At 69.6% G+C, this 23054-nt stretch carries 23 protein-coding genes and 2 pseudogenes; 15 read left to right on the top strand and 10 right to left on the bottom strand.

Annotation, left to right across the window (positions count from 1 at the left end; genetic code table 11):
* Positions 1 to 248: 248 nt before the first annotated feature.
* Positions 249 to 1595, bottom strand: a complete 1347-nt coding sequence (locus JIX56_RS40810) for an aldehyde dehydrogenase family protein (protein WP_257548624.1) — start codon at positions 1593 to 1595, stop codon at positions 249 to 251.
* A gap of 173 nt (positions 1596 to 1768) precedes the next feature.
* Here JIX56_RS40810 and JIX56_RS40805 point away from each other — a divergent pair, with 173 nt between their 5' ends.
* Together JIX56_RS40805 and JIX56_RS40800 are read left to right on the top strand one after the other, a co-directional pair.
* On the top strand, positions 1769 to 2692 hold the full coding sequence (locus JIX56_RS40805; RefSeq protein WP_257548622.1) for a helix-turn-helix domain-containing protein: 924 nt from the start codon (positions 1769 to 1771) through the stop codon (positions 2690 to 2692).
* A 392-nt stretch (positions 2693 to 3084) separates the two neighbouring features.
* Positions 3085 to 3351: pseudogene (locus JIX56_RS40800) on the top strand (PP2C family protein-serine/threonine phosphatase); the annotation flags it as partial.
* Positions 3352 to 3436: 85 nt separating this feature from the next.
* On the opposite strand, the gene JIX56_RS40795 reads toward JIX56_RS40800, so the two are convergent.
* From JIX56_RS40795 to JIX56_RS40785, 3 genes are all read right to left on the bottom strand, one after another.
* Entirely contained in the window at positions 3437 to 3742 is a 306-nt protein-coding gene (locus JIX56_RS40795; protein ID WP_257548621.1) for a hypothetical protein, read from the bottom strand.
* A gap of 96 nt (positions 3743 to 3838) precedes the next feature.
* Entirely contained in the window at positions 3839 to 4252 is a 414-nt protein-coding gene (locus JIX56_RS40790) for an AMP-binding enzyme (protein ID WP_257548619.1), read from the bottom strand.
* Between the two features lie 19 nt (positions 4253 to 4271).
* A complete protein-coding gene (locus tag JIX56_RS40785; protein WP_257548617.1) occupies positions 4272 to 5030 on the bottom strand; it encodes a nuclear transport factor 2 family protein in 759 nt (252 codons plus the stop codon).
* Positions 5031 to 5068: 38 nt separating this feature from the next.
* On the opposite strand from JIX56_RS40785, the gene JIX56_RS40780 reads away from it, so the two are divergent.
* From JIX56_RS40780 to JIX56_RS40765, 4 genes and pseudogenes are all read left to right on the top strand, one after another.
* Complete coding sequence (locus JIX56_RS40780; protein WP_257548606.1) at positions 5069 to 6031, top strand: AraC family transcriptional regulator; 963 nt, start codon at positions 5069 to 5071, stop codon at positions 6029 to 6031.
* Between the two features lie 141 nt (positions 6032 to 6172).
* Positions 6173 to 6481, top strand: coding sequence for a transposase (locus JIX56_RS40775; protein ID WP_257548604.1), 309 nt, complete (start codon positions 6173 to 6175; stop codon positions 6479 to 6481).
* The gene (locus tag JIX56_RS40770; protein WP_257548602.1) at positions 6478 to 7350 is read left to right on the top strand and encodes an IS3 family transposase; all 873 of its coding nucleotides are present in this window, start codon (positions 6478 to 6480) and stop codon (positions 7348 to 7350) included. The genes JIX56_RS40775 and JIX56_RS40770 overlap by 4 nt, the downstream gene beginning before the upstream one ends.
* A gap of 49 nt (positions 7351 to 7399) precedes the next feature.
* A pseudogene (locus JIX56_RS40765) lies at positions 7400 to 8167 on the top strand (IS5 family transposase).
* Positions 8168 to 8175: 8 nt separating this feature from the next.
* Here JIX56_RS40765 and JIX56_RS40760 read toward each other — a convergent pair.
* The 6 genes from JIX56_RS40760 to JIX56_RS40735 form a co-directional block, all read right to left on the bottom strand.
* Positions 8176 to 8676, bottom strand: coding sequence for a polymorphic toxin-type HINT domain-containing protein (locus tag JIX56_RS40760; protein ID WP_257548600.1), 501 nt, complete (start codon positions 8674 to 8676; stop codon positions 8176 to 8178).
* Between the two features lie 916 nt (positions 8677 to 9592).
* Positions 9593 to 10639 (bottom strand): branched-chain amino acid ABC transporter permease, encoded by a 1047-nt coding sequence (locus tag JIX56_RS40755; RefSeq protein ID WP_257548599.1) that lies wholly within the window; start codon positions 10637 to 10639, stop codon positions 9593 to 9595.
* Entirely contained in the window at positions 10636 to 11508 is an 873-nt protein-coding gene (locus tag JIX56_RS40750) for a branched-chain amino acid ABC transporter permease (protein ID WP_257548597.1), read from the bottom strand. Before JIX56_RS40750 ends, JIX56_RS40755 begins: the two co-directional genes overlap by 4 nt.
* The gene (locus JIX56_RS40745; RefSeq protein WP_257548595.1) at positions 11505 to 12227 is read right to left on the bottom strand and encodes an ABC transporter ATP-binding protein; all 723 of its coding nucleotides are present in this window, start codon (positions 12225 to 12227) and stop codon (positions 11505 to 11507) included. The genes JIX56_RS40750 and JIX56_RS40745 overlap by 4 nt, the downstream gene beginning before the upstream one ends.
* Positions 12224 to 12964 carry an ABC transporter ATP-binding protein gene (locus tag JIX56_RS40740; RefSeq protein WP_257548594.1) on the bottom strand — a complete coding sequence of 247 codons (741 nt, stop codon included), beginning with the start codon at positions 12962 to 12964 and terminating at the stop codon, positions 12224 to 12226. The genes JIX56_RS40745 and JIX56_RS40740 overlap by 4 nt, the downstream gene beginning before the upstream one ends.
* Positions 12961 to 14301, bottom strand: a complete 1341-nt coding sequence (locus tag JIX56_RS40735; RefSeq protein WP_257548592.1) for an ABC transporter substrate-binding protein — start codon at positions 14299 to 14301, stop codon at positions 12961 to 12963. Before JIX56_RS40735 ends, JIX56_RS40740 begins: the two co-directional genes overlap by 4 nt.
* Positions 14302 to 14497: 196 nt before the next feature.
* On the opposite strand from JIX56_RS40735, the gene JIX56_RS40730 reads away from it, so the two are divergent.
* The 9 genes from JIX56_RS40730 (at position 14498) to JIX56_RS40690 (ending at position 23010) form a co-directional block, all read left to right on the top strand.
* Positions 14498 to 15094 carry a nitrilase-related carbon-nitrogen hydrolase gene (locus JIX56_RS40730; RefSeq protein WP_257548590.1) on the top strand — a complete coding sequence of 199 codons (597 nt, stop codon included), beginning with the start codon at positions 14498 to 14500 and terminating at the stop codon, positions 15092 to 15094.
* On the top strand, positions 15000 to 15752 hold the full coding sequence (locus JIX56_RS40725; RefSeq protein ID WP_257548589.1) for an IclR family transcriptional regulator: 753 nt from the start codon (positions 15000 to 15002) through the stop codon (positions 15750 to 15752). Before JIX56_RS40730 ends, JIX56_RS40725 begins: the two co-directional genes overlap by 95 nt.
* 295 nt (positions 15753 to 16047) lie before the next feature.
* On the top strand, positions 16048 to 17673 hold the full coding sequence (locus tag JIX56_RS40720) for a thiamine pyrophosphate-dependent enzyme (RefSeq protein WP_257548588.1): 1626 nt from the start codon (positions 16048 to 16050) through the stop codon (positions 17671 to 17673).
* An 11-nt stretch (positions 17674 to 17684) separates the two neighbouring features.
* Positions 17685 to 18617: a malate dehydrogenase gene (locus JIX56_RS40715; RefSeq protein ID WP_257548578.1), complete on the top strand. Its 933-nt coding sequence runs from the start codon at positions 17685 to 17687 to the stop codon at positions 18615 to 18617.
* A 379-nt stretch (positions 18618 to 18996) separates the two neighbouring features.
* Positions 18997 to 19530: a 2,4'-dihydroxyacetophenone dioxygenase family protein gene (locus JIX56_RS40710; RefSeq protein WP_257548577.1), complete on the top strand. Its 534-nt coding sequence runs from the start codon at positions 18997 to 18999 to the stop codon at positions 19528 to 19530.
* A 29-nt stretch (positions 19531 to 19559) separates the two neighbouring features.
* The gene (locus JIX56_RS40705) at positions 19560 to 19850 is read left to right on the top strand and encodes a hypothetical protein (RefSeq protein ID WP_257548575.1); all 291 of its coding nucleotides are present in this window, start codon (positions 19560 to 19562) and stop codon (positions 19848 to 19850) included.
* Positions 19851 to 19899: 49 nt separating this feature from the next.
* A complete protein-coding gene (locus tag JIX56_RS40700; RefSeq protein WP_257548573.1) occupies positions 19900 to 21012 on the top strand; it encodes a 2,3-butanediol dehydrogenase in 1113 nt (370 codons plus the stop codon).
* Positions 21009 to 21743, top strand: a complete 735-nt coding sequence (locus tag JIX56_RS40695) for an SDR family NAD(P)-dependent oxidoreductase (RefSeq protein ID WP_257548571.1) — start codon at positions 21009 to 21011, stop codon at positions 21741 to 21743. The genes JIX56_RS40700 and JIX56_RS40695 overlap by 4 nt, the downstream gene beginning before the upstream one ends.
* A 307-nt stretch (positions 21744 to 22050) precedes the next feature.
* Positions 22051 to 23010 (top strand): helix-turn-helix domain-containing protein, encoded by a 960-nt coding sequence (locus JIX56_RS40690; RefSeq protein WP_257548570.1) that lies wholly within the window; start codon positions 22051 to 22053, stop codon positions 23008 to 23010.
* Positions 23011 to 23054 lie beyond the last annotated feature (44 nt).

Genomic DNA, 23054 nt, shown 5'->3' with positions numbered 1-23054 from the left:
TGCCGTCGGCGTCGACGCCGGTCAAGCGCAACTGCCCGCCGGAGTCGGTACGGATCGGTGTCTGCAGGCCGCGCCGCGACCGGCTCCCTCGTCGCGCCCCCGCGAAGAGGACCGATACACGGCTTCACCTGGAACGCGCTTCCGGCGGTGGCGGGAACAGCGATCTCAGCGCTCCTCATTCTCACCGGCCTGAGGCACTTCCGCCGGCCGATCGCCCATCGGACCGCCTGCTTCACGAAAGCGCGCGACTAGCTGAGCGGCACGTCCGCGACAGCCTTGAGGTGGCTGAACGCCTCGAGGGAATACCGACCGTGGTACCGACCCAAGCCGCTTTCGCCGACGCCGCCGAAAGGCAGTCCCGGCATGAGCAGCTGTATCACCGGCTGGCCCCAGGCGACGCCTCCGGAGGACGTCTCATTCACGAGACGCGACTTGGTGGCCTCGGACTCGGTGAACGCGTAGAGCGCGAGCGGCTTGTCGCGTTCGTTGATGAAGGCGATGGCGGCATCGAGGTCTGCGACTTCGACGACGGCGAGGATCGGACCGAAGATCTCCTCCTGCATGACCGGCGATGCGGGGTCGACGTCGGTGAGCACGGTCGGTGCGATGTACAGGTCGTCACGGTCGTGCTGGCCTCCCACCGCCGCCCGGCCGGAATCCAGCAGAGCGGTGAGCCGGTCGAAGTGCCGCTCGTTGATGATCCGGCCGAAGTCGCCTGAGGTCTGCGGGGTGGTGCCGAACTGGGCTTCGACCGCCACGCGCAGGGCGGGAACCAGCGCGGCGGCGGTGGCCGGATCAGCCAGAACATAGTCCGGGGCTACGCACTGCTGCCCCGCGTTGCCGAACTTGGCACCGACCAGCCGCTTCGCGGTCTCGTCCACGTCGGCGTCGGGCGCCACGAAGACCGGCGACTTGCCCCCGAGTTCGAGCGTGACCGGGGTGAGGTGCTTGGCGGCTGCGGCCATGACGATCCGGCCGACGGTGCCATTGCCGGTGTAGAAGATCTGGTCGAAACGCTGCGCCAGGAGGGCCGTGGTCTCCTCGGCGCCCCCCTCGACGACGGTGAGCACATCGGCGTCGAAGTACTGTCGCAGGAGGCGTGAAGCGACCGCCGAGGTGTGCACCGAGATCTCGCTCGGCTTGGCCACCACGGTGTTCCCGGCGGCCAGCGCGCCGATGATGGGGTCGATGAGAAGGTGGAGCGGGAAATTCCACGGAGCGATCACCAGGACGACCCCGAGCGGGTCGTACGTGGTGTAGGCCGTGGTCGTGGGACCGAAGTGGGCGGGAACCTCCACCGGGCGAGGCTGAAGCCAGTTTTCAAGGTTCGCCAGTGCCTCGTCGATGTCGACGACAGTGAAGTCGATCTCCTGAGTCTTGGCCTCGGCGGCGTTCTTCCTCAGGTCCGCCCAGAGCGCTTCGATCAGCTCCTGCTCGTTCTCGACCAGCAGGGCCCGCAGCCGCTGCAACTGGTTGACGCGCCAGTCCAGTGGGCGGGTGACGCCGGTGTTGAACGTCGCACGAAGGCGGCCGACCACCTCCGCGGCCGTTTCGCTCTGGTGCGTCCTCGACTCGGTCCCCTGTGTTGCGGTCATGGGATGTGCTCCGTTCTTGATGCAAGCCACGCCCCGGCTGCCTTCCGGCCGGGCACGGTGACCAGCGTCCTGGACGGGCTGGCATCCACCCAGGCCACGGCATTGCGTATGCCCGCGATGCCTACCACTGGTTGGGGCAGGCTGGCGTGCGTGCGACCGTGAATACTCGAGACATGGACGAATACCCCGAACCGGTGCACGAGCCCGCCGCCGGCGCGCTGGACCCGCGTGCCGAGCTCAGCGAGTTCCTGCGCACCCGACGCGCCCGGCTGAAGCCGGAGGACGTGGGGCTGCCGGACTACGGGCGGTACCGGCGGGTGCCGGGGCTGCGCCGCGAGGAGCTGGCGCAGCTGGCCGGGGTGTCGGTGGCGTACTACACGCGGCTGGAACAGGGCAACGGGCGGCACGTGTCGGCGGAGGTCCTCGACGCCATCGCCCGCGCGCTCAGGCTGAGCGACGCCGAGCATGCCCACCTCACGCACCTGGCGAAGCCGAAACAGCAGAAGAAGAAGCCGGCCGGCCGCGCCCAGCAGGTGCGGGGCCCCCTGCGGACGCTGCTGGACACCATGGACGGTGTTCCGGCGATCCTCGTGGGGCGGCGCTCGGACATCCTCGTCTGGAACCGGATGGCCGCGGCGGTCTTCGGCGACTGGGCCGAGCTGCCGGCGAGGGAGCAGAACTGGGCGCGCCTGGTGTTCCTGCGTCCCGAGTACCGCGACCTGTTCGTGGACTGGGAGCACAAAGCGAGCGACGTCGTCTCTCAGCTGCGCATGGATGCCGGCTCCCATCCGGACGACCCCCGGCTGTCCGCGCTGGTGGGCGAGCTCTCCGTGAAGAGCGAGGAGTTCAGGCGGCTGTGGGCCACCCACGACGTCAAGGAGAGGTGCCACGGTATCCAGCGCCTGCACCACCCGCTCGTCGGCGAACTCGATCTCCGCCTCGAGTCGTTCCACCAGGCCGACGCCCACGAGCAGATGCTGGTGACCTACCACGCCGAACCGAACTCCCCGTCCGCGGAGGCCCTGCGACTGCTGGCCAGCTGGGGCGCGGATGCGACCCGGGCGGGAACGGGCACGTCGTCGGCACGCACAGCTTGACGAACTCCCCTTGATCATCGGTAGTTGGCTGCGCGCCACGCCCAGCGTCCTTTCGCACGCCAGACGCCTGCGGTGATGGTCCCTCCGGGACGGCGGGCGATGAAATGCACTCGCCAACCGGTGATCACATGACGCTCGACGATAGTCCGTGAACAGCTCAACAGCGCATAACCGAAGTGGGATGGCTACCGTGGGCCGGCCGGTGGATCGACGGCCGTGTCGCCGTCCGCCGGAGATCGAGAAGGCCGTCCGCCGGTTGCCCGACGGTACGGCGGTCGACTGCGAGCTCATCGTGTGGGAGGCGGGCCGGCTCGCATTCGAGCGTCTCCCCGTGAGACGTCGGCGCCACCTGCCTGTACGCCGTCTACGAGCCCGTCTCCCGCACGTGCTCGATGGCCCGCGCCGGCCACCCGCCCCCGATCCTGGTCGGGCCGGACGCAACGGCCCAGGTCGTGGACCTGCCGGCCGGCCCTCCCCTGGGCCTGGGCAGCCTGCCCTTCGAGGCGGCGGAGTTCACGATGCCCGAGGACAGCGTGCTGGCCCTGTTCACCGACGGCCTCATCGAAAGCCGCCATCACGACCTCGACGAAGGCAACCGCATCCTGTGCCGGGCACTCGCCCGGCCAGAATCCTCGCTCGAAGCACTGTGCGACACGGTCATGGACACCCAGCACCCCACGGCCGCCGGCGACGACATCGCCCTGCTGCTGATCCGCGCCCGGGCCCTCGGCCCGCAGAGCCCGGCTAAACGACCCGGACGAAGTCGAGGAAACGAGCGGCGTAGTCGGCCCCGCCGGAGATCCGCAGGTCCCGCTGGCGCCAGTCGGCCCGGTGGGTGGCCCGTTCCGGGAAGCCGACGGCCCGACCGGTGAGCGTAGCCGCCGGCTTGTCCGACGGTCCGGCCCTCACCACGGCGCCCGGTCGCACGGACCAGATGCCACCGCCCGGACCTTCCAGTTCGACCGTGACGGGACGGACGAACCACTCCCGCCGTGCCGACCGCACTTGGTTGCGCACGACGGCGAACATCCACTCCAGCGCCACGGCCATCCGGTTCGCGTCGGATCCCGGGACAGACCGCCCCAACGCGGGGCGATGTCGTGACGCAGTGGGTGTGATGGTCGAACGTCATCGCACCACCGATCATCACCCCGACCGGGAACCAGCCGAGCTCGGCCATCGGCATACGCATCCAGTCGAGCGGCAGCCGGGCCCGTGCCGATCCCCTGATTCTTGCCTGTAGGCGGCGGCCGACGCAGCGGCATGAGTCGCCCGCACCGCGACCTTGTCGATCTTGCCCACCGCGTTCTTGGGGATGGCCTCCACGACGGCGTACGAGGTCGGCCACTTGTAGCCGCTGAGGCTGCGCGCGGCGAGTGCTTCCAACGCCGCCGGATCGACCGTCAGAACCGGCCGTGGCTGCACATAGGCGACGACGACTTCTCCCCATTTCTCGGCGGGGACGCCGATCACAGCGGTCAGCTGTTGTGAAGCTACGCCTTTGTCGGCGCTCAGCCCGATCGTCTTTTCCGGCGAATCGGGGTGGGCCCGTCGCGTCATCGCCTTTTGGGTCCGGCGATCAGAACAGGCCGTTGTCGTGCGGCAGGGTGTCCGGGATGGGGACGACGATGTCCCAGTGCTCGACGATCTTGCCGTCGGCGACACGGAACAGGTCCCAGTACGCGACCGGAACATCGAACTCGCCCTCGGAGACCACCAGCACGAAGTTGCCCTCGGCGATCACGCGGTGAGTCGTCCCGTAGGCGATGTTCTTGCCCTGCTCGGCCCACGCCGCAAAGGCGGCGCCGAGCCCGTCTAGCCCGTCAGCGATCTCCGGGTGGTGCTGGTCGTACTGCTCGGTGGAGATGAAGTCGGTCAGCACGGAGAAGTCACCACCCTTGAGGATCTTCTCGACGAACCCGAGGACCAAGGCACGGTTGGCCTCCGTCTTGTCGAGGTCGCTGACCTCTGCCGGGCCGTCGACCTGCGAGCGGCCCGAGACAGTCTTGGTGACCTGGGGCGTGAGCGCGTCCCAGTGCTCGGCGAGCATGCCGTCGGCGACGCGGAACAGGTCGAGGGCGACCAGCGGGTCCGGACCGAAGCCGTAGTAGACGCCGTGGACCGCGACCAGGTCGCCCTCGGCGATGACCCGGGCGACCTCGTGACGGACGTCGTCGGTGAGTGACCCGATCAGCCCACGCAGGCCTTCGGGGCCGTCGGGCGCGGCCGAGCTGTGCTGGCGGTAGTCAGCGGCCACCCACCGATCGACGGCGGTGACGTCCTTGTCACCGAAGATCTCCTTGACTGCGGTGAGGACGGTGGTCTTGTTGTCGCTCATGTTCGTCGTTCCCTCGTGCTTGTGGCCTGGTGGGCGGCTTGCGGTTTCTGACATCAACATTGGTCCCGAATTCGGTCGGTGCTGCGGTAGGTTCTGGCCTCGTGATGGTGAATATCGGACAGAGCACCCGCGATGCCATCCCGAGGGTGGACTTCCACCCGCGCGTCGGCACTCCGGCCGGCGTCGAGGTGATGTCACTGTCCGAGTTCCGTCGGCGTGGGGGCGGCGGGTTCACGACGCCGCAGCGCCCCGATTTCCACCACCTCATCGCCACGGTCAGCGGGACGCTGAAGCAGGAGGTCGACTTCACCACATACGACGCGACCCCCGGGAGCTGGTTGTGGGTCCGTCCGGGGCAGGTCCACAGGTGGGGAGACCTGAGCGAGGTCGAGGGGCATCTCGTGCTCTTCGAGAGCGACTTCCTCGATCCGACCACGGTGGTCGCGGCGCGCTTGGAGACGCTGGGTGGCCCGGTGCAGTACGACGCCGTCGACGACCATGCCGTCGATCTGGCGATCGAGCACCTCTGTCACGAGTTCGGTGCCGTCGGCGCGAGTCCGCTCGACGTGCACATCGCCATCCTGCGGCACCTGCTGTCCGTGCTGGTGCTCCGGCTGGCCGACCGGCCCGGTGGGCTTCCCAGCACTACGGAAGACAGCGAGACCTTCCGCCGATTCCGCGAGGCAGTCGAGCGTGACTTCACCAAGACCCATCACGTCGCTGACTACGCGAGAGCCCTGGGCTACTCCCCGCGCACGCTGAGGAGGGCAACCGCATCAGCGGTCGGTACCAACGCCAAGGAGTTCATCGACGAACGAGTCATGCTGGAAGCCAAGCGCCGCCTGGCCCACAGCGACGAGACCGCCGTCCGCATTGCCGCACACCTCGGCTTCAGCAGTGCCACCAACTTCAGCAAGTACTTCCAGTCCCGAACCGGACAGAGCCCGATCCAGTTCAGGAACGCGGCCCGACAGGTTTTACATCCGCGAGGTGGGGCCTGACGCCGCGGACGGCACTCGACGACGCGACCTCGGCACGGCCACGACCACCGGACTCACGTTCGAGTAGTGCACTGCGCCTGGGCTTGATCCGCTTTGACGGACATCCGAGATCAGGGGTTCGGCCCCGGAAGGATGTCCATCATGGAGAGCATGGGGAAGAAGGAGCCACGCCCTCGCCGCTCGTTCACGCCGGAGTTCAAGGCCGAGATCGTCGAGCTGTGCCGGCGCGGTGACCGCTCGGTCGGCCAGATCGCCAAGGACTTCGACCTGACCGAGACGGCGGTGCGGCTGTGGGTCAGCCGGGCCGAAGTCGACGCGGGCGAACGCGACGGACTGACCAGCAGCGAACGCGAGGAACTGGCCGCACTGCGGCGGGAGAACCGCCGACTGCGCGAGGACGTCGAGGTCCTCAAGCGTGCGACGGCTTTCTTCGCGAAGGAGACCCGGTGACGGTGCACCCGTTCATCGAGGCGGAAAAGCATGGCGGTCACAGCGTCAAGCGTGCGTGTGAACTGCTGCAGGTCTCCCGAACCGCCTTCTACGCCCGCCGCACCGCCAAGCCGGGGCCGCGAACGGTCCGGGACACCGAACTGACCGAGAAGATCACGGAAGTCCATGAGCGGTCCCGTGGAACCTACGGAGTCCCGCGGGTCCATGCCGCCCTGCAACGACAGGGCGAGGACTGCGGACGACGCCGCGTCGCCAGACTGATGCGCGACGCCGGGCTTAAGGGCCGCCACCGCAGACGACGACGGCTGACGACGATCCCCGACCCGCGGGCCGCCTCCAGGCCCGACCTCATCGTCCGGGACTTCGCTCCCGACCCGGACGGCCTCGACACCCGCTGGTGCGGTGACATCACCTACGTTGCCACTGACGAGGGCTGGCTGTATCTGGCCACCGTCATCGACATCGCCTCCCGCCGCGTGGTCGGCTGGTCCACCGCCGACCACCTGCGGACCGAACTCGTCGCCGACGCCCTCACGGCGGCCTGCCGCGAGCGTCGCCCCGCCCGGCCGGTGATCTTTCACTCGGATCGCGGCTGTCAGTACACCAGTCAGCAATTCGCCACGCTGGCAACGGAGTTCGGCGTCCGCCTGTCCGTCCCCCGCACCGGGCAGTGCTGGGACAACGCGCTCGCCGAGTCGTTCTTCGCCACCATCAAACGGGAGTTGCTCGACACGAGCCCCTGGCCCAGCCGGGCCGCCGCCCGCACCGCGATATTCGACTTCATCGAAGGCTGGTACAACTTGCACCGACTGCACAGCAGCCTCGGTTACCGCAGTCCCGCCGAATACGAGACCGCGCTCGCAGCCTGACCACCACACCGATGGTGTCCGTCAAAGCGGAACAAGCTCACTTTGGGTACTGGTCGCTCCGTTGCTGCCGTCGTTCAACTCCCGTCCGCAGGGCGGCGGGACCGCTCCGTGTGACGAGCGGGCCGTGTTCACAGCGGTCGGGTATGTGCCGACCAGCGGGTGTGCTTGGCGGCATCTGCCGGAGACGTTCGGCGTCTCGCCCGCGACGGCGCATCGCCGGTTCACCGCGTGGACCCGGGCGGGGCTGTGGCGTCGGCTCCACCGGGCGGTCCTGGACGAACTCGGTGCGCGGGGCGAGCTGGACTGGACCTCGGCGATCGTCGATGCCGCCTCGGTCCGGGCCAAAGGGGGGGCACGCTGACCGGGCCGAACCCGGTCGATCGCGGCAAGAAGGGCAGCAAGCTGCACGTGCTGTCCGAGGCCCAGGGCATCCCTCTGGCCGTCGCGGTGTCCGGTGCGAACACCCACGACAGCCTGGCGCTCAAGCCGCTGATCCGCGGTATACCCGCCGTCCGCTCCCGCCGCGGGCCGCGGCGGCGCCGACCCGTCAAACTCCGCGCGGACAAGGCGTATTTCTCCGCCGAACACCTGGTGGCTGCGAGAGCGAGGGCTCCTCCCGCGCATCGCACGTCCCGGGATCGAATCGAGCGAGCGGCTCGGGCGGCACCGCTGGAAGATCGAACGGTCGATCGCCTGGCTGTTCGGCTACCGCCGGCTCACCGTCCGGTACGAGCGAAAGGGCTCCCATTTCCTCGCCTTCCCCGGCCTCGCAGCCACCCTCACCTGCTACAAGAAGCTCGCGAGACTCGCCACATGAGACATCCTCTAAGCCGCGAGTTCGCTCCAACCGCAGTTGTGAACGAGTACGGGCGTAGCCCCCGCCAGCACATAGTACGTGTGCGCATCCGTGACGGTCAGGTTGTGAACCGTCGCCTTCTGCGCAGTCCACGCCTTGACCGCACTGATCTGAACCCAGGTGCCCGAGGACGTCTGGACCCACTGGCCGGGTTCGAGTTCGCCCGCGTCGACCCACTCCCGCAGGGACGGAACCAGAAGGGGTGTCCGGCCGTCGCGGTGACCGTGGTGGTCGCGGTCTTGGCGGTGGAGCCGTCGTGGATCTTCAGCGTGATGCGGACGAGATCCATGCTGCCCTTGCCCACGATCGTCGCCGCGGCCGTCTGGACGGAGGTCTTCCCCGTCTTCGGGTCCGTGGCCACCACCTTGTCGCCCGGCCTGACCTTCTCGATCGGCTTGGTCGAGCCGTCGGCCATGAGGACCTGGGTGCCGGGGACGAAGCTGTTGGCCATGCCCGCGGCCGACTCGCACGCCGCGCCCTGTGCCTCGTCCTTGGCGGTCTTCTGGGCCTCCTCCCGGACTTCCTTGGCGACCTTCTTGACCGCCCGCTTCACTTGTCGGGGCTTGGGCCTCGGCTTCGGCTGGGAGCGGGGCTTGGCGCGCGGCTTCGGCCGGGCGGCCGCCTTGCGGGCCGCGGCTCTGCGAGCCGCCGCCTTCTTGGCCGCCTGGGCCGCGCGGGCCCTCACCTGGGCAGCCGCTCTTCTCGCCGCCGCCCGCTTGGCCGCCGCTCGGGCCGCCGCCCGCTTGGCCGCCGCCGCCTTCCGGGCCGCCTCACGGCGGGCCTTGGCTGCGGCGCGCTTGGCATCAGCCCCGAGCAGGCGGCGCAGGCCATCGTCGAGGGCCTGTGTCGCCGGGATGTGCAGGTGTTTCGTCCGCGCAGATGGACTGTGGTCTCGAAGGTCCGCGGCATCATCGCACCCGGGATGGACTCCGGCCTGGCGCGGGATCGCACCGTCCAGAGCATCCTCGGACGCCTCGACGCGCGTGAGGGCGAGGACTTCCTGACCACCTGATGTCAGGGACAACGCGGTGCCCCGACTACGCACAGGTCAGGAGCCATTGATGACGAGTTCGACCCGGAACGTGTCCGGCCTACTGACCCGCACCGCGTGGGGACGCCCGGCGCGCACGGCGATGTCTTCGGCGGCTTTCTGACATGAGAAGCGGCTTCCAAGCCCACGGCACGGGGCACTTCAAGGCTCCACCCAGTGGGCCTGCTGTGGTGGGCCCGCCTCCTTCGGTCACGTCCCTGTGCGGCGGGGCATCGTGGCCGGCTTGATGTCGGTGAGACGCCCTTCCAGTGGTTGACCGGTGTTCGCGTGGGGTCCTGGATCCGGCGGCTCCGATGGGGAGTCGCTTGCGCGACTCCTTTCCGGGCGCGCGGCTGTCAGGCCTCGTCACGTCGCGCGGTTGGCAGGACTTTGTGGGTCACGGGGAAGATCGCGAAACCGGTCCGGTGGGCCAGGGTTCCCCACAGGCCCCGTGGAAGGTAGAGGGAGACGGCGATGGCGGCGGCGCCGATGACGACGAGGTACCAGACGCCGCTCTGGGCGAAGTACTTGTCGAGGAGGAAGTAGACGAGGGCGCCGATGACCGGGCCTTCGACGGTGCCGATGCCGCCGATGACGACCATGAAGATCATCAGGGCCGTGTACTGCACCCCGAAGATCTGTGAAGGCGAGGCCACACCAAGGCTGTTGACGCAGATCACCGCTCCGGCAGCGGCGCAGCCGCCGGCCGCCGCGATGTAGATGATCCGCTTGCCACGCGTGACGTTCACGCCGAGTGAGCCGGCCGCGGTCTCGTCGTCCCGGATGGCCTGGAGGTCCAGACCGAGGCGGCTGCGCAGCGCCAGATACGTGCCCAGTACCGCCGCCGCCATCACGGCGAGGGCCAACCAGTAGGTGTACGCCTGCCGTAGCACCGGTTCGGCGGTGATGGTGGTGATGTTGCGGCCGCTCGCGGCACCGAGGGAGTCGAAGCGGACGACGATGAGGCGAACGACCTCGGCGATCACCCATGTCCCGACGGCGAAGTAGCCGCCGCGCAGCCGGAAGGCGATGTAGGACACCGGCCACGCGATCAGAGCGACGACCGCCGAGACGACGAGCGTGCCGGCGTAGACGTTGATTCCGTGGTCGTTGACGACGAACAGCGTGTACGCGCCGAGGCCGATGAAAGCCTGCTGGCCCATGGAGACCATGCCGGCGTATCCGGCGAGCAGGTTCCACATCGAGGCCAGGGCGATGAGGTAGCAGAGCTTCACCAGTTGGGTGGTGACGCCGTTGTCGACGACGTAGGGCAGGCTCGCCATGACCCCCAGGACGAGGAACGTCCCGGCCAGGCCGAGGGCGGCGGCGCGGCCGCCGCGTCGGACGGCGGGGGGTACGGACGGGGCCGCCGGGGAGTCGACGGCGGTGGTCTGGGCGGTCATGCGAGCACACTCCTGCCGAACAGGCCCTGCGGCCGGAAAACCAGAATCGCCAGGAACACCAGATGCCCGGCGAGCAACGGCAGGTCGGGCGAGATCTGGGCGCCGACGGACTGCGCGATGCCCAGCACCATGCCGCCGGCGAGGGTGCCCCATAGCGAGCCGAGGCCGCCGATGATGACGACTTCGAAGGCGAACAGGACGGTGAGCTGGCCCTCGTACGGGGTCACCCCGCCCTGCCGCATGGTGTAGAGGGTGCCGGCCAGGGCGACGGTGGCGAAGGCGATGACGCTGGTGAGGGCATAGACCTTGCGGTTGTCGACGCCCATCAGCCGGACGACGGCGCGGTCGTCGGCGGTAGCCCGGACGATGCGGCCGGACTGGGTGCGGTAGAGGAAGAGGTGCAGCGCGGCCAGGACGGCGACCGCCGCCACGACGGTGATCAGCGGGAACCAGCCGATGGCCAGGTCGCTGCCGACGCGGATGCTCGCTGTGCCGAGCGAGCCGATGCCGAGCGGCTTGGTGTCGTTGCTGAAGAGCTGGACAAGTACGTTGGGGATGATCACGGAGATGCCGAAGGTGACCATCAGGGGCGCGAACTCGCTGAGCCCCATGGCCCGGTCGAGCAGTGTCCGCTGGACGAGGTAGCCGAGGCCGCCGACGGCCGCCATCGAGACCAGCACGGTGAGCGCGACGGGGATGTGCAGGCTGACGGCGGCCACCGAGGCCACGTAGCCGCCGAGGATCATCAGGTCGCCGTGGGCGAGGTTGGCGACCCGCATCACCCCGAAGATCAGGGACAGGCCCGCCGCGGCCATGGCGAAGACGCCGCCGAGCAGCATGCCCTGTGCGATGGCGTTGAGCCACGTCATGGGGACGTCACCTCCAAGGTGCCGAAGTACGCGGCCGTGACCTGCTCACGGGTCAGGTCGGCGGCCGGGGCGGTCAGGACGACGCGGCCTTCCAGGACGCAGGCGATGCGGTCGGCGACCGCGAAGGTGCGGGTCAGGTCCTGCTCCACGAGGACGACGGTGGTGCCCTCGGCGCGGATGCCGGGAAGCGCCGTGTAGAGCTGCTCGACGACCAGCGGCGCGAGGCCGAGCGACACCTCGTCGAGCAGCAGCAGGCGGGGGTTGCCCATCAGGGCGCGGCCGATGGCGACGGCCTGCTGCTCGCCTCCGGAGAGGCGGGCGGCCTTGCGGGTGCGGCGGTCGGCGACGAGCGGCATCATCTCGTACACCTTCTTCAGGTCCCACGGGCCTTTGCGGCCGGTGGCGGCGCCGACCCGGAGGTTCTCCTCGACGGTGAGGGACGGGAAGAGCCGCCGCCCCTCGGGGACGAGGCCGATGCCCTGGCGGGAGCGGTGGATGTCGGGGAGGGCGGTGACGTCCTCCCCGTCGAAGCGGACGGTTCCGCTGAAGGGCTTGAGGGCCCCGGCGACGGTCCGCAGCAGGGTGGACTTGCCGGCGCCGTTGGCGCCGACAAGGGCGAGGAGTTCGCCCTCGGCGACGTCGAGGGTGATGCCGAAAAGAGCCTGGAAGTCCCCGTATCCGGCATCGACCGCATCGAGGTGCAGCAGTGGGCTGCTCATGCTGCCGTACCTCCCAGGTAGACCTCGGCGACCTCGGGGCTGGCGAGGACCTCGTGCGGGTCGCCGTCGACGCGGATGCGGCCGTACGCGAGGCAGACCAGCCGGTCCACGACCTGGACCAGGGCCTTGACGACATGCTCGATCCACAGGATGGTCACGCCGGCCTCCTTCAACGACAGGACGGTGCCGACCAGTTCGTCGGCCTCGCTCTCGGTGAGGCCACCTGCGATCTCGTCGAGCAGGAGCAGCTCGGGGGCGGTGGCCAGCGCGCGGGCCAGCTCCAGGCGCTTGCGGCCGAGCAGCGGCAGGCCGCCGGCCGGCTTGTTGGCGACCTGGAGCATGCCGGTGGTCTCCAGCGCGGTGAGGGCCTGTTCCCGGGCGTGGGCCCCGCGCAGTCCGGCACCGCGCTGGGCGCCGACCAGGACGTTCTCGAAGACCGTCAGATCCCCGAACGGGCGGGGGATCTGGAAGGACCGGCCGACCCCGAGCCGGCACCGCTGGGCGGCGGAGGCGCGGGTGACGTCGCGGCCCCCGAGCCGTACGGTGCCCCGGGTGGCGGGCTCGACGCCCGAGATGGCGCTCAGCAGCGTCGACTTGCCGGCCCCGTTCGGGCCGACGATACCGACGGCCTGGCCGCGCGGGACCGCCAGCTCAACGTCCTCCAGGACGTTGAGGGCCCCGAAACTGACGGCCAAGTGCTCGACCTCCAGCAGCGGCTGGAGCACCGGCGCCGTCACAGCTCCCGGGCCTTGGCGTCGATCTTGGCCTCGGGGATCTGCGTGTTGCCGATGATCTTCAGGTCGTACGCGCCGCCACTGCCCTTGACCCACTGGGTGCTGACCACCGGGATGGCGGCGACGTTCTTGACCGGGTTGGCCGCGCCGCCCGCGGTCCAGTCGACGCGGCCGATGACCGTGTCCAGGCTGGTCTTCCCGATCCGGGTGGCGACAGCCTTCTTGTCCTTGGGGTTCGCGTGCCGCAGGACGTCGCCCGCGATCTCGAACAGGGCGTGGTTGAAGCCGAGCGCCTGGTTCCACCTGCGGCCCTTGGCCTGCGCGGACTTCCCGTAGTCGTCGGCGAGCTGCTGCGACGTCTGCCCGGTCAGGCTGGAACTGAACGGGAACTGCGGCAGCCACCAGCTCTCGGTGCACAGTCCGTCGCCCAGGCCGTTCGGCAGCGAGGCGACCGACGACTCGAAGAGGATGGCCTTGGCGATGGTGACCACCTTCGGCTTGAAGCCCTGCTGGGCGGCCTGCGTCCAGAAGGTCGCGAAGTCCGGCGGCGTCGGCACACCCGCCAGGATCTGCACGCCCTCCTTCTTGAACGTCGCGATGATCGACGAGAAGTCCTTCGTCCCGTTCTCGTAGGCGCCCGGGTCGACGAAGGTGAAGCCCTTGGCCCCGGCCTGCGCGCGGAAGCCGGTCTTCTTGTCGCGGAACGCGCCGCCGTCGGCGTCGTTCGGCCACAGGACACCGACCTTCTTGTTGGTGTCGAACATCCGCCAGATGTCGCTCTCGCCGGTGACGACGTGCTCGATACCGTCGAAGAAGTGGTACGTGTACGTGAACGTCTTCTGCGGGGTGCCGCCACGTCCGAAGAAGTACGACTGCCAGGGCTCGATGGTCGAGATGCAGGGCACGCCCTCGCTCTCGCACTTGTTGGCGACCGGGTGCACGGTCTCCGGCGTCGACGTGACCAGCATCAGGTCCACGCCCTGCTGGGAGATCAGCTCGTTCGCGATCGTCGCCGCCTGCTGCGGGTCGGAGCCGGTGTCGCGGTCGAGGATCTGCACCTTGTAGGTCTTGCCGTCGTACTTGATGCCCTTGGCGAAGGCCGCTCTGGCCTGCTTGAGGATGTACTCGTCGGACTCGGCGAAGGCCGCGTACGCACCGGTGCGCGGGCTCACGTAACCGATCTTGATGACGTCGCCGGACGAGGATCCGGAGCCCCTCAGGCCCCCGCCACAGGCGGCGATCAGCGGCGCGGCGCCCGCGGTGGCGGCGCCGATCCCGAGGGCTCGCAGGACGGTTCGTCTGTTCGGCTGGTTCTTCGGCTGCTGCGCGGAGTGGTCCATGCGGTGACTCCTGGCTCCTGGTGACGGAGCGGTGAACGTAGGGCTGCGCGGAGCCGGTGGACAGTGCATGGATTCGATATGAGAAACGGCGGCGACGCCGTTGTGAAACGGTGATGAAACCGAACCTGTTCGTCCGCGGTCTCTCCTTGCGAAACGGCGCGTTCACCGGCTGGGACCCCGCGTCTACGGTCCCGGCATGAACAGCGTCCGGCACGTAGAGGAGCTGCTCGCCCGCGCGGAGCGAACGGCCGGGCCGGGCGCCTTCGTCGCGTTGGCCGCCGACCGGGCGCTCGCCGAGGCTGACACGGCCGCCACTCAGGTCCAAGCCATCGAAGGCGGCTCCTTCGTCCTCATGGCGACCCAGGTGATCAGCCCGGCCGGCACCGACCTGTTCGCCACCACGGACGAGCAACGCCGCCTGCTGTCCGCCGGCGGCGGCTGTTCCCGGGTCTACGGACCGGACGGCCGCATGATCACCAAGGAGCCGGACGAGGGCGCGGAGGGGCTGATCCACGCCGACATCGACCTCGACGAGATCGTCATCGCGAAGATCGCGTACGCCCTGGCCGGTCACTGCGCGCGCCCCGACGCGACCCGTCCGGTCCATCATCGCGAGCCACGCCGAGCGGTCGTGTCGGGGGGTGACCGAGGCAACCTGCTCCTAGCTGGAGGGTTCGGAAGGCGCGTAAGGTGCCGGTATGGGCGAAGCGCGAGGAAGCGGCGGCGAACCGAGCGAGCCGGACATCCTCAAGCCCTCCGTTCAGACCCTGGACCGGGGGCTGCGGCTGCTTGAGCTGATAGCGCTGTCGCACGAGCCGCTGTCGCTGGCCGAGCTGAGTCAGCGGATGGGGCTGCACAGGTCGATCATCTACCGCCTGCTGCGCACCCTCCAGGACCACCGCCTGATCGCGCACACCCCGCAGGGATACGTGCTCGGCACGCGCGCCCAGTCACTTGGCCGCCGCACGCTCCCCGTACTCCAGCGGATCGCCAAACCCGAGATCGCCAAGCTCGCCGCCCGCGTCGGGCTGACCGCCTTCTTCGTCGTCCGCGACGGTGACGAGGCGGTCACTCTCGTCTCCGTCGAGGTGGAGAGCGCCCGCTCCCGCACCGTCTACACCCCAGGTGACCGGCACCCCCTCACCCTCGGCTCTCCCGGCATCGCCATGCTCGCCGCCGAACCCCCGCGCGACGACGAACGCCCCGAGATCACCCGGGCCCGCGCCGCCGGCTACGCCACCAGCCGCAGCGAGGTCGTCCTCGGCCTCGGCTCCCTCGCCGCCCCTGTCGTCTCACCCTCCGGCAACGCCGTCGCATCCGTCTCCATCGTGTTCACCGTCGAACGCCCCGGTCCCGCCGAAATCGAGGCCGTCCTCGACACCGCTCGGGTGGTCACCGGGCGTCTGCACACGGCTCTGTCCACGGGGGCGGTCCTGCCAGGCGTCGGCTGACGCTTTCCTCTGCCGCCGCCCTCGCGGGCGCTTCGCCCGCTTCGGTACGGCTGCGCCGGACTCTCCTCCCCCAGCCTTCGGCCGGGAGGTGCCCCCTGCGCCTTGCCGGGGGCACACGCCCGCGCCGGGTTCAGGGGGCAGTCCCGCGAACGCACCACGCCGCGGTCCGAGACGGAGCCCATTGTTGAGGGGAAGGCAAGGCGTTCGCGGGGATCTCGCATAGCGAACTCGCCTGTGGTCAGGCCCTGGGGGCCGCGCCTAGCGTCGCGTTCCGAAAGTCCGAAAGGGGGACCGCGTGGCAACAGCCAGAACGGCCCAGACGATCAAGGACGCGACCTTTGAGGTCCTGCGCCAGTACGGACTCACGACCCTGTTCAGCAATCCGGGTTCGACAGAGGTCGGCTTCCTCGCCGACCTGCCGGCCGATATCGAGTTCGTCCTCGGACTGCACGAGGGTTCGGTGGTTGGTATGGCCACCGGGTACGCGCTGAAGAGCGGTCGGCCGGCGCTGGTGCTGCTGCATACGACCGCCGGGTACGGCAACGCCGTGAGCGCGCTGGCGACCGCGCGGGCGAACCGGGCGCCGCTGGTGGTGATCGTCGGCCAGCAGGACCGGCGGCACCTCGCCCATGAGCCGTTCCTGGCCGGGCGGTTGGACGGGCTGGCCGGGGAGTACCCGGTGTGGCAGCACACCCCGGCGCGGGCGCAGGACGTGCCGGGTGCGATCGCCCGGGCGTGGCACGAGGCGCGGAACGGGCGGGGCCCGGCGGTGGTGGTCGTACCGATGGACGACTGGCATGCCGAGGCGGACCCGGAAGCGGTCCTGGCCGCACCGGCGGCACTGCACGGGACCCGCAGCGCCGACGGCCCGGCGGTCGACACACTCGCCCAGATGCTGCGCGGGGCCACCGCACCGTGCCTGGTGGCGGGCGCCGGAAACGACTCGCCGGAGGGCTGGGGGAGCCTGACAGCGCTGGCGGAACGGCTGGACTGCCCTGTGTGGCAGGAGTCGTTCGGAGCCCGAGCAGGCTTCCCGCAGGATCACCGGCTCTTCGCCGGGCACCTGCCCTCGGCCCGGTCGGGGCTGCGGGCGGCGCTGGCCGGGCACGACGCCGTACTGGCCGTGGGGGCACCGGTGTTCCGGCAGTATCCGTACGAGCAGGGCACCTTCGTAGCACCCGGTACCCGGCTCGCCGTGATCACCGACGACCCCGAGGAGGCCCACCGCAGCCCGGTGGAGCTGGCGGTGCTGGCCGACCCGGCCGACACCGTGCGACGTCTGACGGTCGCGCTTCCCGCCGCCACGGGCACGCCCCGGCCGCCCATGAGGAGGGTGGCACCGCCCGCCCCGCCCGCCGACGGCGAGCCGCTGCGCGCGGCGCACGTGCTGGCGGCCCTGGCCGACCGGCTCGCCCCGGACGCGGTGGTCGTGGAGGAGACCCCGTCCAGCCGGCCGGACCTGCACGCGCTGCTGCCCGCCCGCGCCCCGTTCGGCTTTCTCAGCGCCGCCATGGGGGGCCTCGGCTTCGCGATGCCGGCCGCGATCGGCGTACGGATGGCGGATCCCGGGCGGCCGGTGGTGGCCGTCATCGGCGACGGGTCGTCGCTGTACTCGGTCCAGGCGCTGTGGAGCGCCGCGTACTACGGCACCGGTGTGCTGTTCGTCATCCTGGCCAACGGCCGATACGCGATCATGGACCGCCTCTCCGAACGCGCGGGCTCGGGCGCCCCCGCCTGGCCGGCGTTCGGCGAGTTGAGCGTGTCGGGACTGGCGCGCGGGCTGGGCTGCCCGGCCGAGCGGGTCGACAGCCACGCCGCCCTGCTGTCCGTACTCGACAAGGTGCTGCCTGACCTCGCCGGGCGGCCAGAGCCGCTGGTGCTCGAAGTGGCCATCGAGGCCGATCCCGAATTCCGTTCGTAGGAGACAGATACATGATGAAGGTCGTCATCATCGGGGGCGCGGGCGGCATCGGCTCGTCCGCCGCGTTCAACCTGCTGTCCGCGCAGGGCACGTACGAGATCGTCCTGGTCGACACCAGGCCCTACATGATCACCAGCCATGTGATGGACCAGGAGAACGCGCTCGCGCTCGGCGCGACGCCCGACACCGTTCGCGGCGGCACGCCCGAGGACACGCTCGACGCGGACGTCGTCGTGCTCAGCGCCGCCGTACCGCTGCGGCTGAACTCCTCGCGGTCGGTCTTTCTCGCCGACAACGCGGCGATCGTCGGTCAGTGCTTGCGGCCTTTGAAGGATTCCGGCTTCGGCGGTGTCGTACTGATGCTGACCAATCCCGTGGACGCGCTCATGACCTGGGTGCACCGGCAGGGCTGGCTGCCTCGGCACCGGCTGATCGGCTACACGCTCAACGACAGCCTGCGCCTGCGCACCGGTATCGCGTATGCCCTGGGCGTCCACCCCAGGAACGTCGACGCCTGGATGATCGGCGAGCACGGCGAGGGCCAGGTCCCGCTCTACAGCCGGATCACCGTCGGCGGCGAGCCCGTCGTCCTCACCAGCGAACAGCGGGCGGCAGCCGAGGAGTACGCCGACAACTGGTACGCCCGGCATGTGGCGCTCGACTCGGGCCGTACCTCCACCTGGACCACTGGCCTGGGCACCGCGCGGCTGATCGAAGCCGTTGCGACCGACAGCGGGACCGTCCTGCCCGCGTCGGTCGTCCTGGACGGTGAGTACGGAGTGCACGGGGCGAGTCTCGGTGTGCCCGTGGAGGTGGGCCGCGACGGCGTGCGCCGGGTCGTCGAGTGGGACCTCACGCCCGGCGAACTGCACGGCATGCGGCAGGCGGCCGTACGCGTCGAGGCCGCCGTGGACGACATGGGCGACGTGTCCGTCGCCCGCTGAACGATCCCCTTTCGGACTCGAAGGGACTCGCACCGGCTCAACGAGGAGTCGCAGTGACCGGCCGGACATGCCTGCTCGTCCCGGCTGCCACCGCATGGCCCGGCCACATCCACACCGCCTACGGCCGGACGCCCGGCGGCGACGGCGAATTTCCCGCCGTTGAGAAGGCCACAGGCCAGGATCTCGCCACCGTGGGGCGGGCGTCGGTGAAACCGGTCGGGCGAGTGCGCAGCTGGACGAATCGCACGACCGGCGACAGGGCTACGCGTGCGGCGCGGGCATGTCCCAAACAGGCAATCCACGATGTCTCCCAAGGGAAAGACCTGTCCTCGGCTCTCGGGGTTCACTGTCGGCCACCCCGACGAAATGGAGTCGAAACATGTCCGAGGAAGCCAGGTCCGAATTCTGGAAGGGCCTCAAGCCGATCACGAACTCGGTCAAGCCTGACGCGCAGCCGGAGGTCTATCTGTCCCAGGTGGCCACCGACGACGACCGGTATTACGCACCGCTCAGCGAGACCGTCGGATCGCGCCCGCTGTGGATCAACGTCAAGGACAACTCCTGGGCAGACATCCTCTACGCCAAGGAGGCCGGACTCGTCAACCGGCACTACCACCCGCACGAGGTGTTCGCCTACACGATCTCCGGCAAGTGGGGTTATCTGGAGCGGCCCTGGACCGCGCAGGCCGGTGACTTCATCTACGAGGCGCCGGGCGAGGGACACACATTGGTGGCCTACGAGAGCGACGAGCCGATGAAGGCGTTCTTCATCGTCAAGGGGCCGTTGATCTGGCTGGACGAGAACGGCGAAACCGTCGGCTACTTCGACGTCCACGACTACATCGAGCTGTGCCGCAACCACTACGAGAAGGTCGGCATCGGCGCCGACTACGTCAACTCGCTCTTCCGGTGACCCGGGTCCCTCCCTCAACCGAGGTTCCCATGCCACGTATCCGTACCCGTGTCCGGCCCGGCGCGAAATCGCCCTCGGCCATCGACAGTGATCCAGGCCACTACGAGAACCGGCTGTTGCTGATCCTCTTCCTGGCCTTCGGATTCGTCTTCTTCGACCGCCAGGCGTTGCCCTTCCTCGCCCCGTTCATCAGCAGGGAAATCCACCTGTCCAACACCGAACTGGGCACACTGTCCGGAGTGCCGGCACTCACGTGGGCACTTTCCGGGCTGGTTGTCGGCCGTCTGCCGGACAAGCTCGGCAGAGGCAACCCATGCTGATGGCCGGCCGAGCGGTCGAAGGAGAGCGCAGTCCGATACGGGGCACCGTATGAAGGCCGCTGTCTGGTACGGAGCCGGGGACGTCCGCATTGCCGAGGTCGGCGTTCCAGCACCCCTGCGCGGCGAGGTGCTCGTCGAGGTGGCCTACTGCGGCATCTGCGGCAGCGACCTGCACGAGTACGCCGACGGGCCGCACGCGATCCCGGTCGCCGAGCCGCATCCGGCCTCTGGTGCCACAGCTCCGCTCGTCCTAGGTCACGAGTTCTGCGGGACGGTGGCGGCCCTCGGGCCGTCGGTGACCGGCCTGGCCATCGGCGACCGAGTGGCGGTGGAGCCGAACTACCGGTGCGGGGCATGCCCACGGTGCCGGGCCGGCGAGTACAACATCTGCCGGCACTTCGGGTTCGCCGGGCTGATGGGGAACGGCGGCATGGCCGAGTACGCCGCCATCCCCGCCTACATGGCGCACCGTCTCCCCGCGACCGTGTCGCTGGAGCAGGCCGCGCTCTTCGAACCGGCCTCGGTCGCCCTGCACGCCTTGCGGCGCGCCGGAACCACACCGGAGACAGTGGCCGTCGTCGGCCTGGGACCGATCGGCCTGCTCACCGTCCTGCTCGCCGGGGTACGCGGGGTGCGGCGGATCCACGCCGTCGATGTGTCCCCGGCCCGCCTGGAACTCGCGGCCGGCCTCGGCGCCACCGACCTGATCGACGCCGGCCGAGAAGGAGACGCCGGGGAGCGGATCCATGAACTGACCGGCGGAGAGGGCGTCGACGCCGCGTTCGAGGTGGTCGGATCCGAGATCACCCTGCGCACCTGCCTGGCCGCGACCCGGCGCGGCGGTCGGATCATCCTCGTCGGCCTGGCCCAGGAGGTATCCCTGGACGCCTTCGCACTGGTCAACAACGAGCAGTCGATCATCGCCAGCGTCGGCTACCGCGACACCTATCCGGAACTCATCCGGCTCGTCGCGGAACAGCACCTGGACCTGACACCGGTCGTCACCTCGACCATCGTCCTCGACGACCTCGTCTCCCATGGATTCGAGGCGCTGCTGGGCGGTCCGGGAAACCAGGTCAAGATCCTCGTCGACCCAGCGGCACACCGTACCGGGGCACCAGTCCCCCACCCACCCGCCGACCGAACGGAAGAACAGAGATGACCACCGGACTCGTCCCCGACCTCTTCGCCGGCCAGTGCGTCCTGGTGACCGGAGGCACCTCCGGCATCGGCGCGGCCACCGCCGACCTGCTCGCCGAACTCGGAGCCGAGGTGCACGCCCTCGGACTGCCGCCGGCCGACGCCGACGAGCTGCCCCGCCACAAGCGAGTCGACATCGTGGAGCAGGACGTCACGGACCGGGACGGCCTCGTCGACCGGATCGAGGCTTACGACCGCATCGACCACCTCGTAGCCTGCGCCGGGCTCAGCCGGGACCGCGACGAATACGACCTCGGATGGTGGGACCAGGTGCTGGAGGTCAACCTCACCTCGGCCATGGTCGCGTGCCAGGCGACACGCCCGCTGCTCGCCGGCCAGGGCGGCAGCATCGTCACCGTCTCGTCGATGTTCGGTTTCTTCGGCAGCCGAGACAGGCCGGCCTACAGCGCCAGCAAGGGCGGCATCTCCCAGCTGACCCGGTCCCTGGCTGCCGAGTACGCCGCGGACGGCATCCGTGTGAACGCGGTGGCACCGGGCTTCGTCACCACTCCGCTCGCCCGCGGTCTGCTCGACGACCCTGACGCCGCGCACGCTGTGCTCGCGCGAGTCCCGCTCGGACGGTTCGGCCGGCCGCGGGAGATCGCGTCAGTGATCGCCTTCCTCTGCTCGCCCGCCGCCTCCTACGTCAACGGCGCGGTCCTCCCGGTCGACGGCGGCTACCTGACTGTCTGAACCAGGCGGTACGCCGGAGTACGGCGCGCCCTCTCCGGACAGCTCTCGCCCGGCCCACTGGTTCGAGGGCCGGGCTTCTGGCTGCGACCCGTGACGCGGGTGCGGCACCGGAGTACGCTCAAGGCCGGCGAGAGAGGCAGGCGCCGCCGACGGCCCTCCCGTCAGAGCAGGCGGCACGGCCCAGTTCGCTCACTCTCCTGCCGGTGGCCGTACTCACCCAGACGCGGCAGCGAGTTGTTGTCGCCCCGGTATACCGGCCCCCCAAACCACACCGTTGTCGGATGCAGGGGTCGGAAAGGAGACTCAGGTGACCGTACCCATCGTCTCCCGCGTGTCCACGCAGTCGGTCGATCCGGCGGACCGGATCGACTTCTGGGAGGAACACAACCGACGGGCCCTGGTGGGCTTGACCTGCTCGTCCTACTCGGAGCAGGGTCTGCTGGCCACGGAGACGAACATCGAGCTGGGTGATCTGCGACTGGCCGAGATCTCCGGCAACGAGCACGTCATCGAGCGGACTCCGCGGACGTGTCAGGCGCTGCCGAAGGACTCCGTCTTCGTCTCGTTGCTGACAGCGGGCCGCGGGGTGTTCTTCCACGAGGGCGGCTGCCACACCCTGCAGACGGGCGACCTGATCCTCTATGACACGCGCCGGTCGTACCTGTTCGGGTTTCCCACCCCGATGCGCCAGCTGTTGGTGGACATCCCCCGTGAGGTGTTCACCACGCGATGCGCGTCCGGCGACGTGTCGGCGCCGATGCTGCTCGGCAAGGGGTCGGCGGTCGAGGGTGCGCTGACTTCCGCGCTGGAGGCGGTACTGGCCGACTGGGTCACGGGGCCGGAGAGCGATGACTCGATCAGCACCCAGGACACTGTGCTGGACCTCGTCCGTACGCTGGCCGCACCGAGGCTGGACGGTGGTTCAGCGCGGCCTGCCGCACTCTCCCAACTGGCCGTGGCCAAGGACTACATGGACCGGCACCTGGCCGACCCCGGGCTGAGCGCAGGGCGGGTCGCCGAGGCGATCGGCGTGTCGGCCCGGCACCTCAGCCGTATCTTCCAGCCGACCGGAGTGAGCCCCTCCCGCTACATTCTCGAACAGCGGCTGGACAAGGCCCGGCAGGCGCTCGCCGATCCCGGCTCACGCCATCTGACGATCGCCGATGTCGCCCATCGTTGGGGCTTCGCCAGCCAGGCTCACTTCACCCGGGTCTTTCGGAGCAGTTTCGGCCGGACTCCTGGCAAGACTCGCCCGTTCCTCGTGTGAAGGTCGTTTCGCGGCGCCTCCGACCTGCCGGAATGAATACCTGA

It is taken from the genome of Streptomyces sp. CA-210063 (genome assembly GCF_024612015.1).
GTDB lineage: Bacteria > Actinomycetota > Actinomycetes > Streptomycetales > Streptomycetaceae > Streptomyces.
Note: the sequence above shows the minus strand (reverse complement) of the source record. Positions and strands in the feature narration are given on the sequence as shown.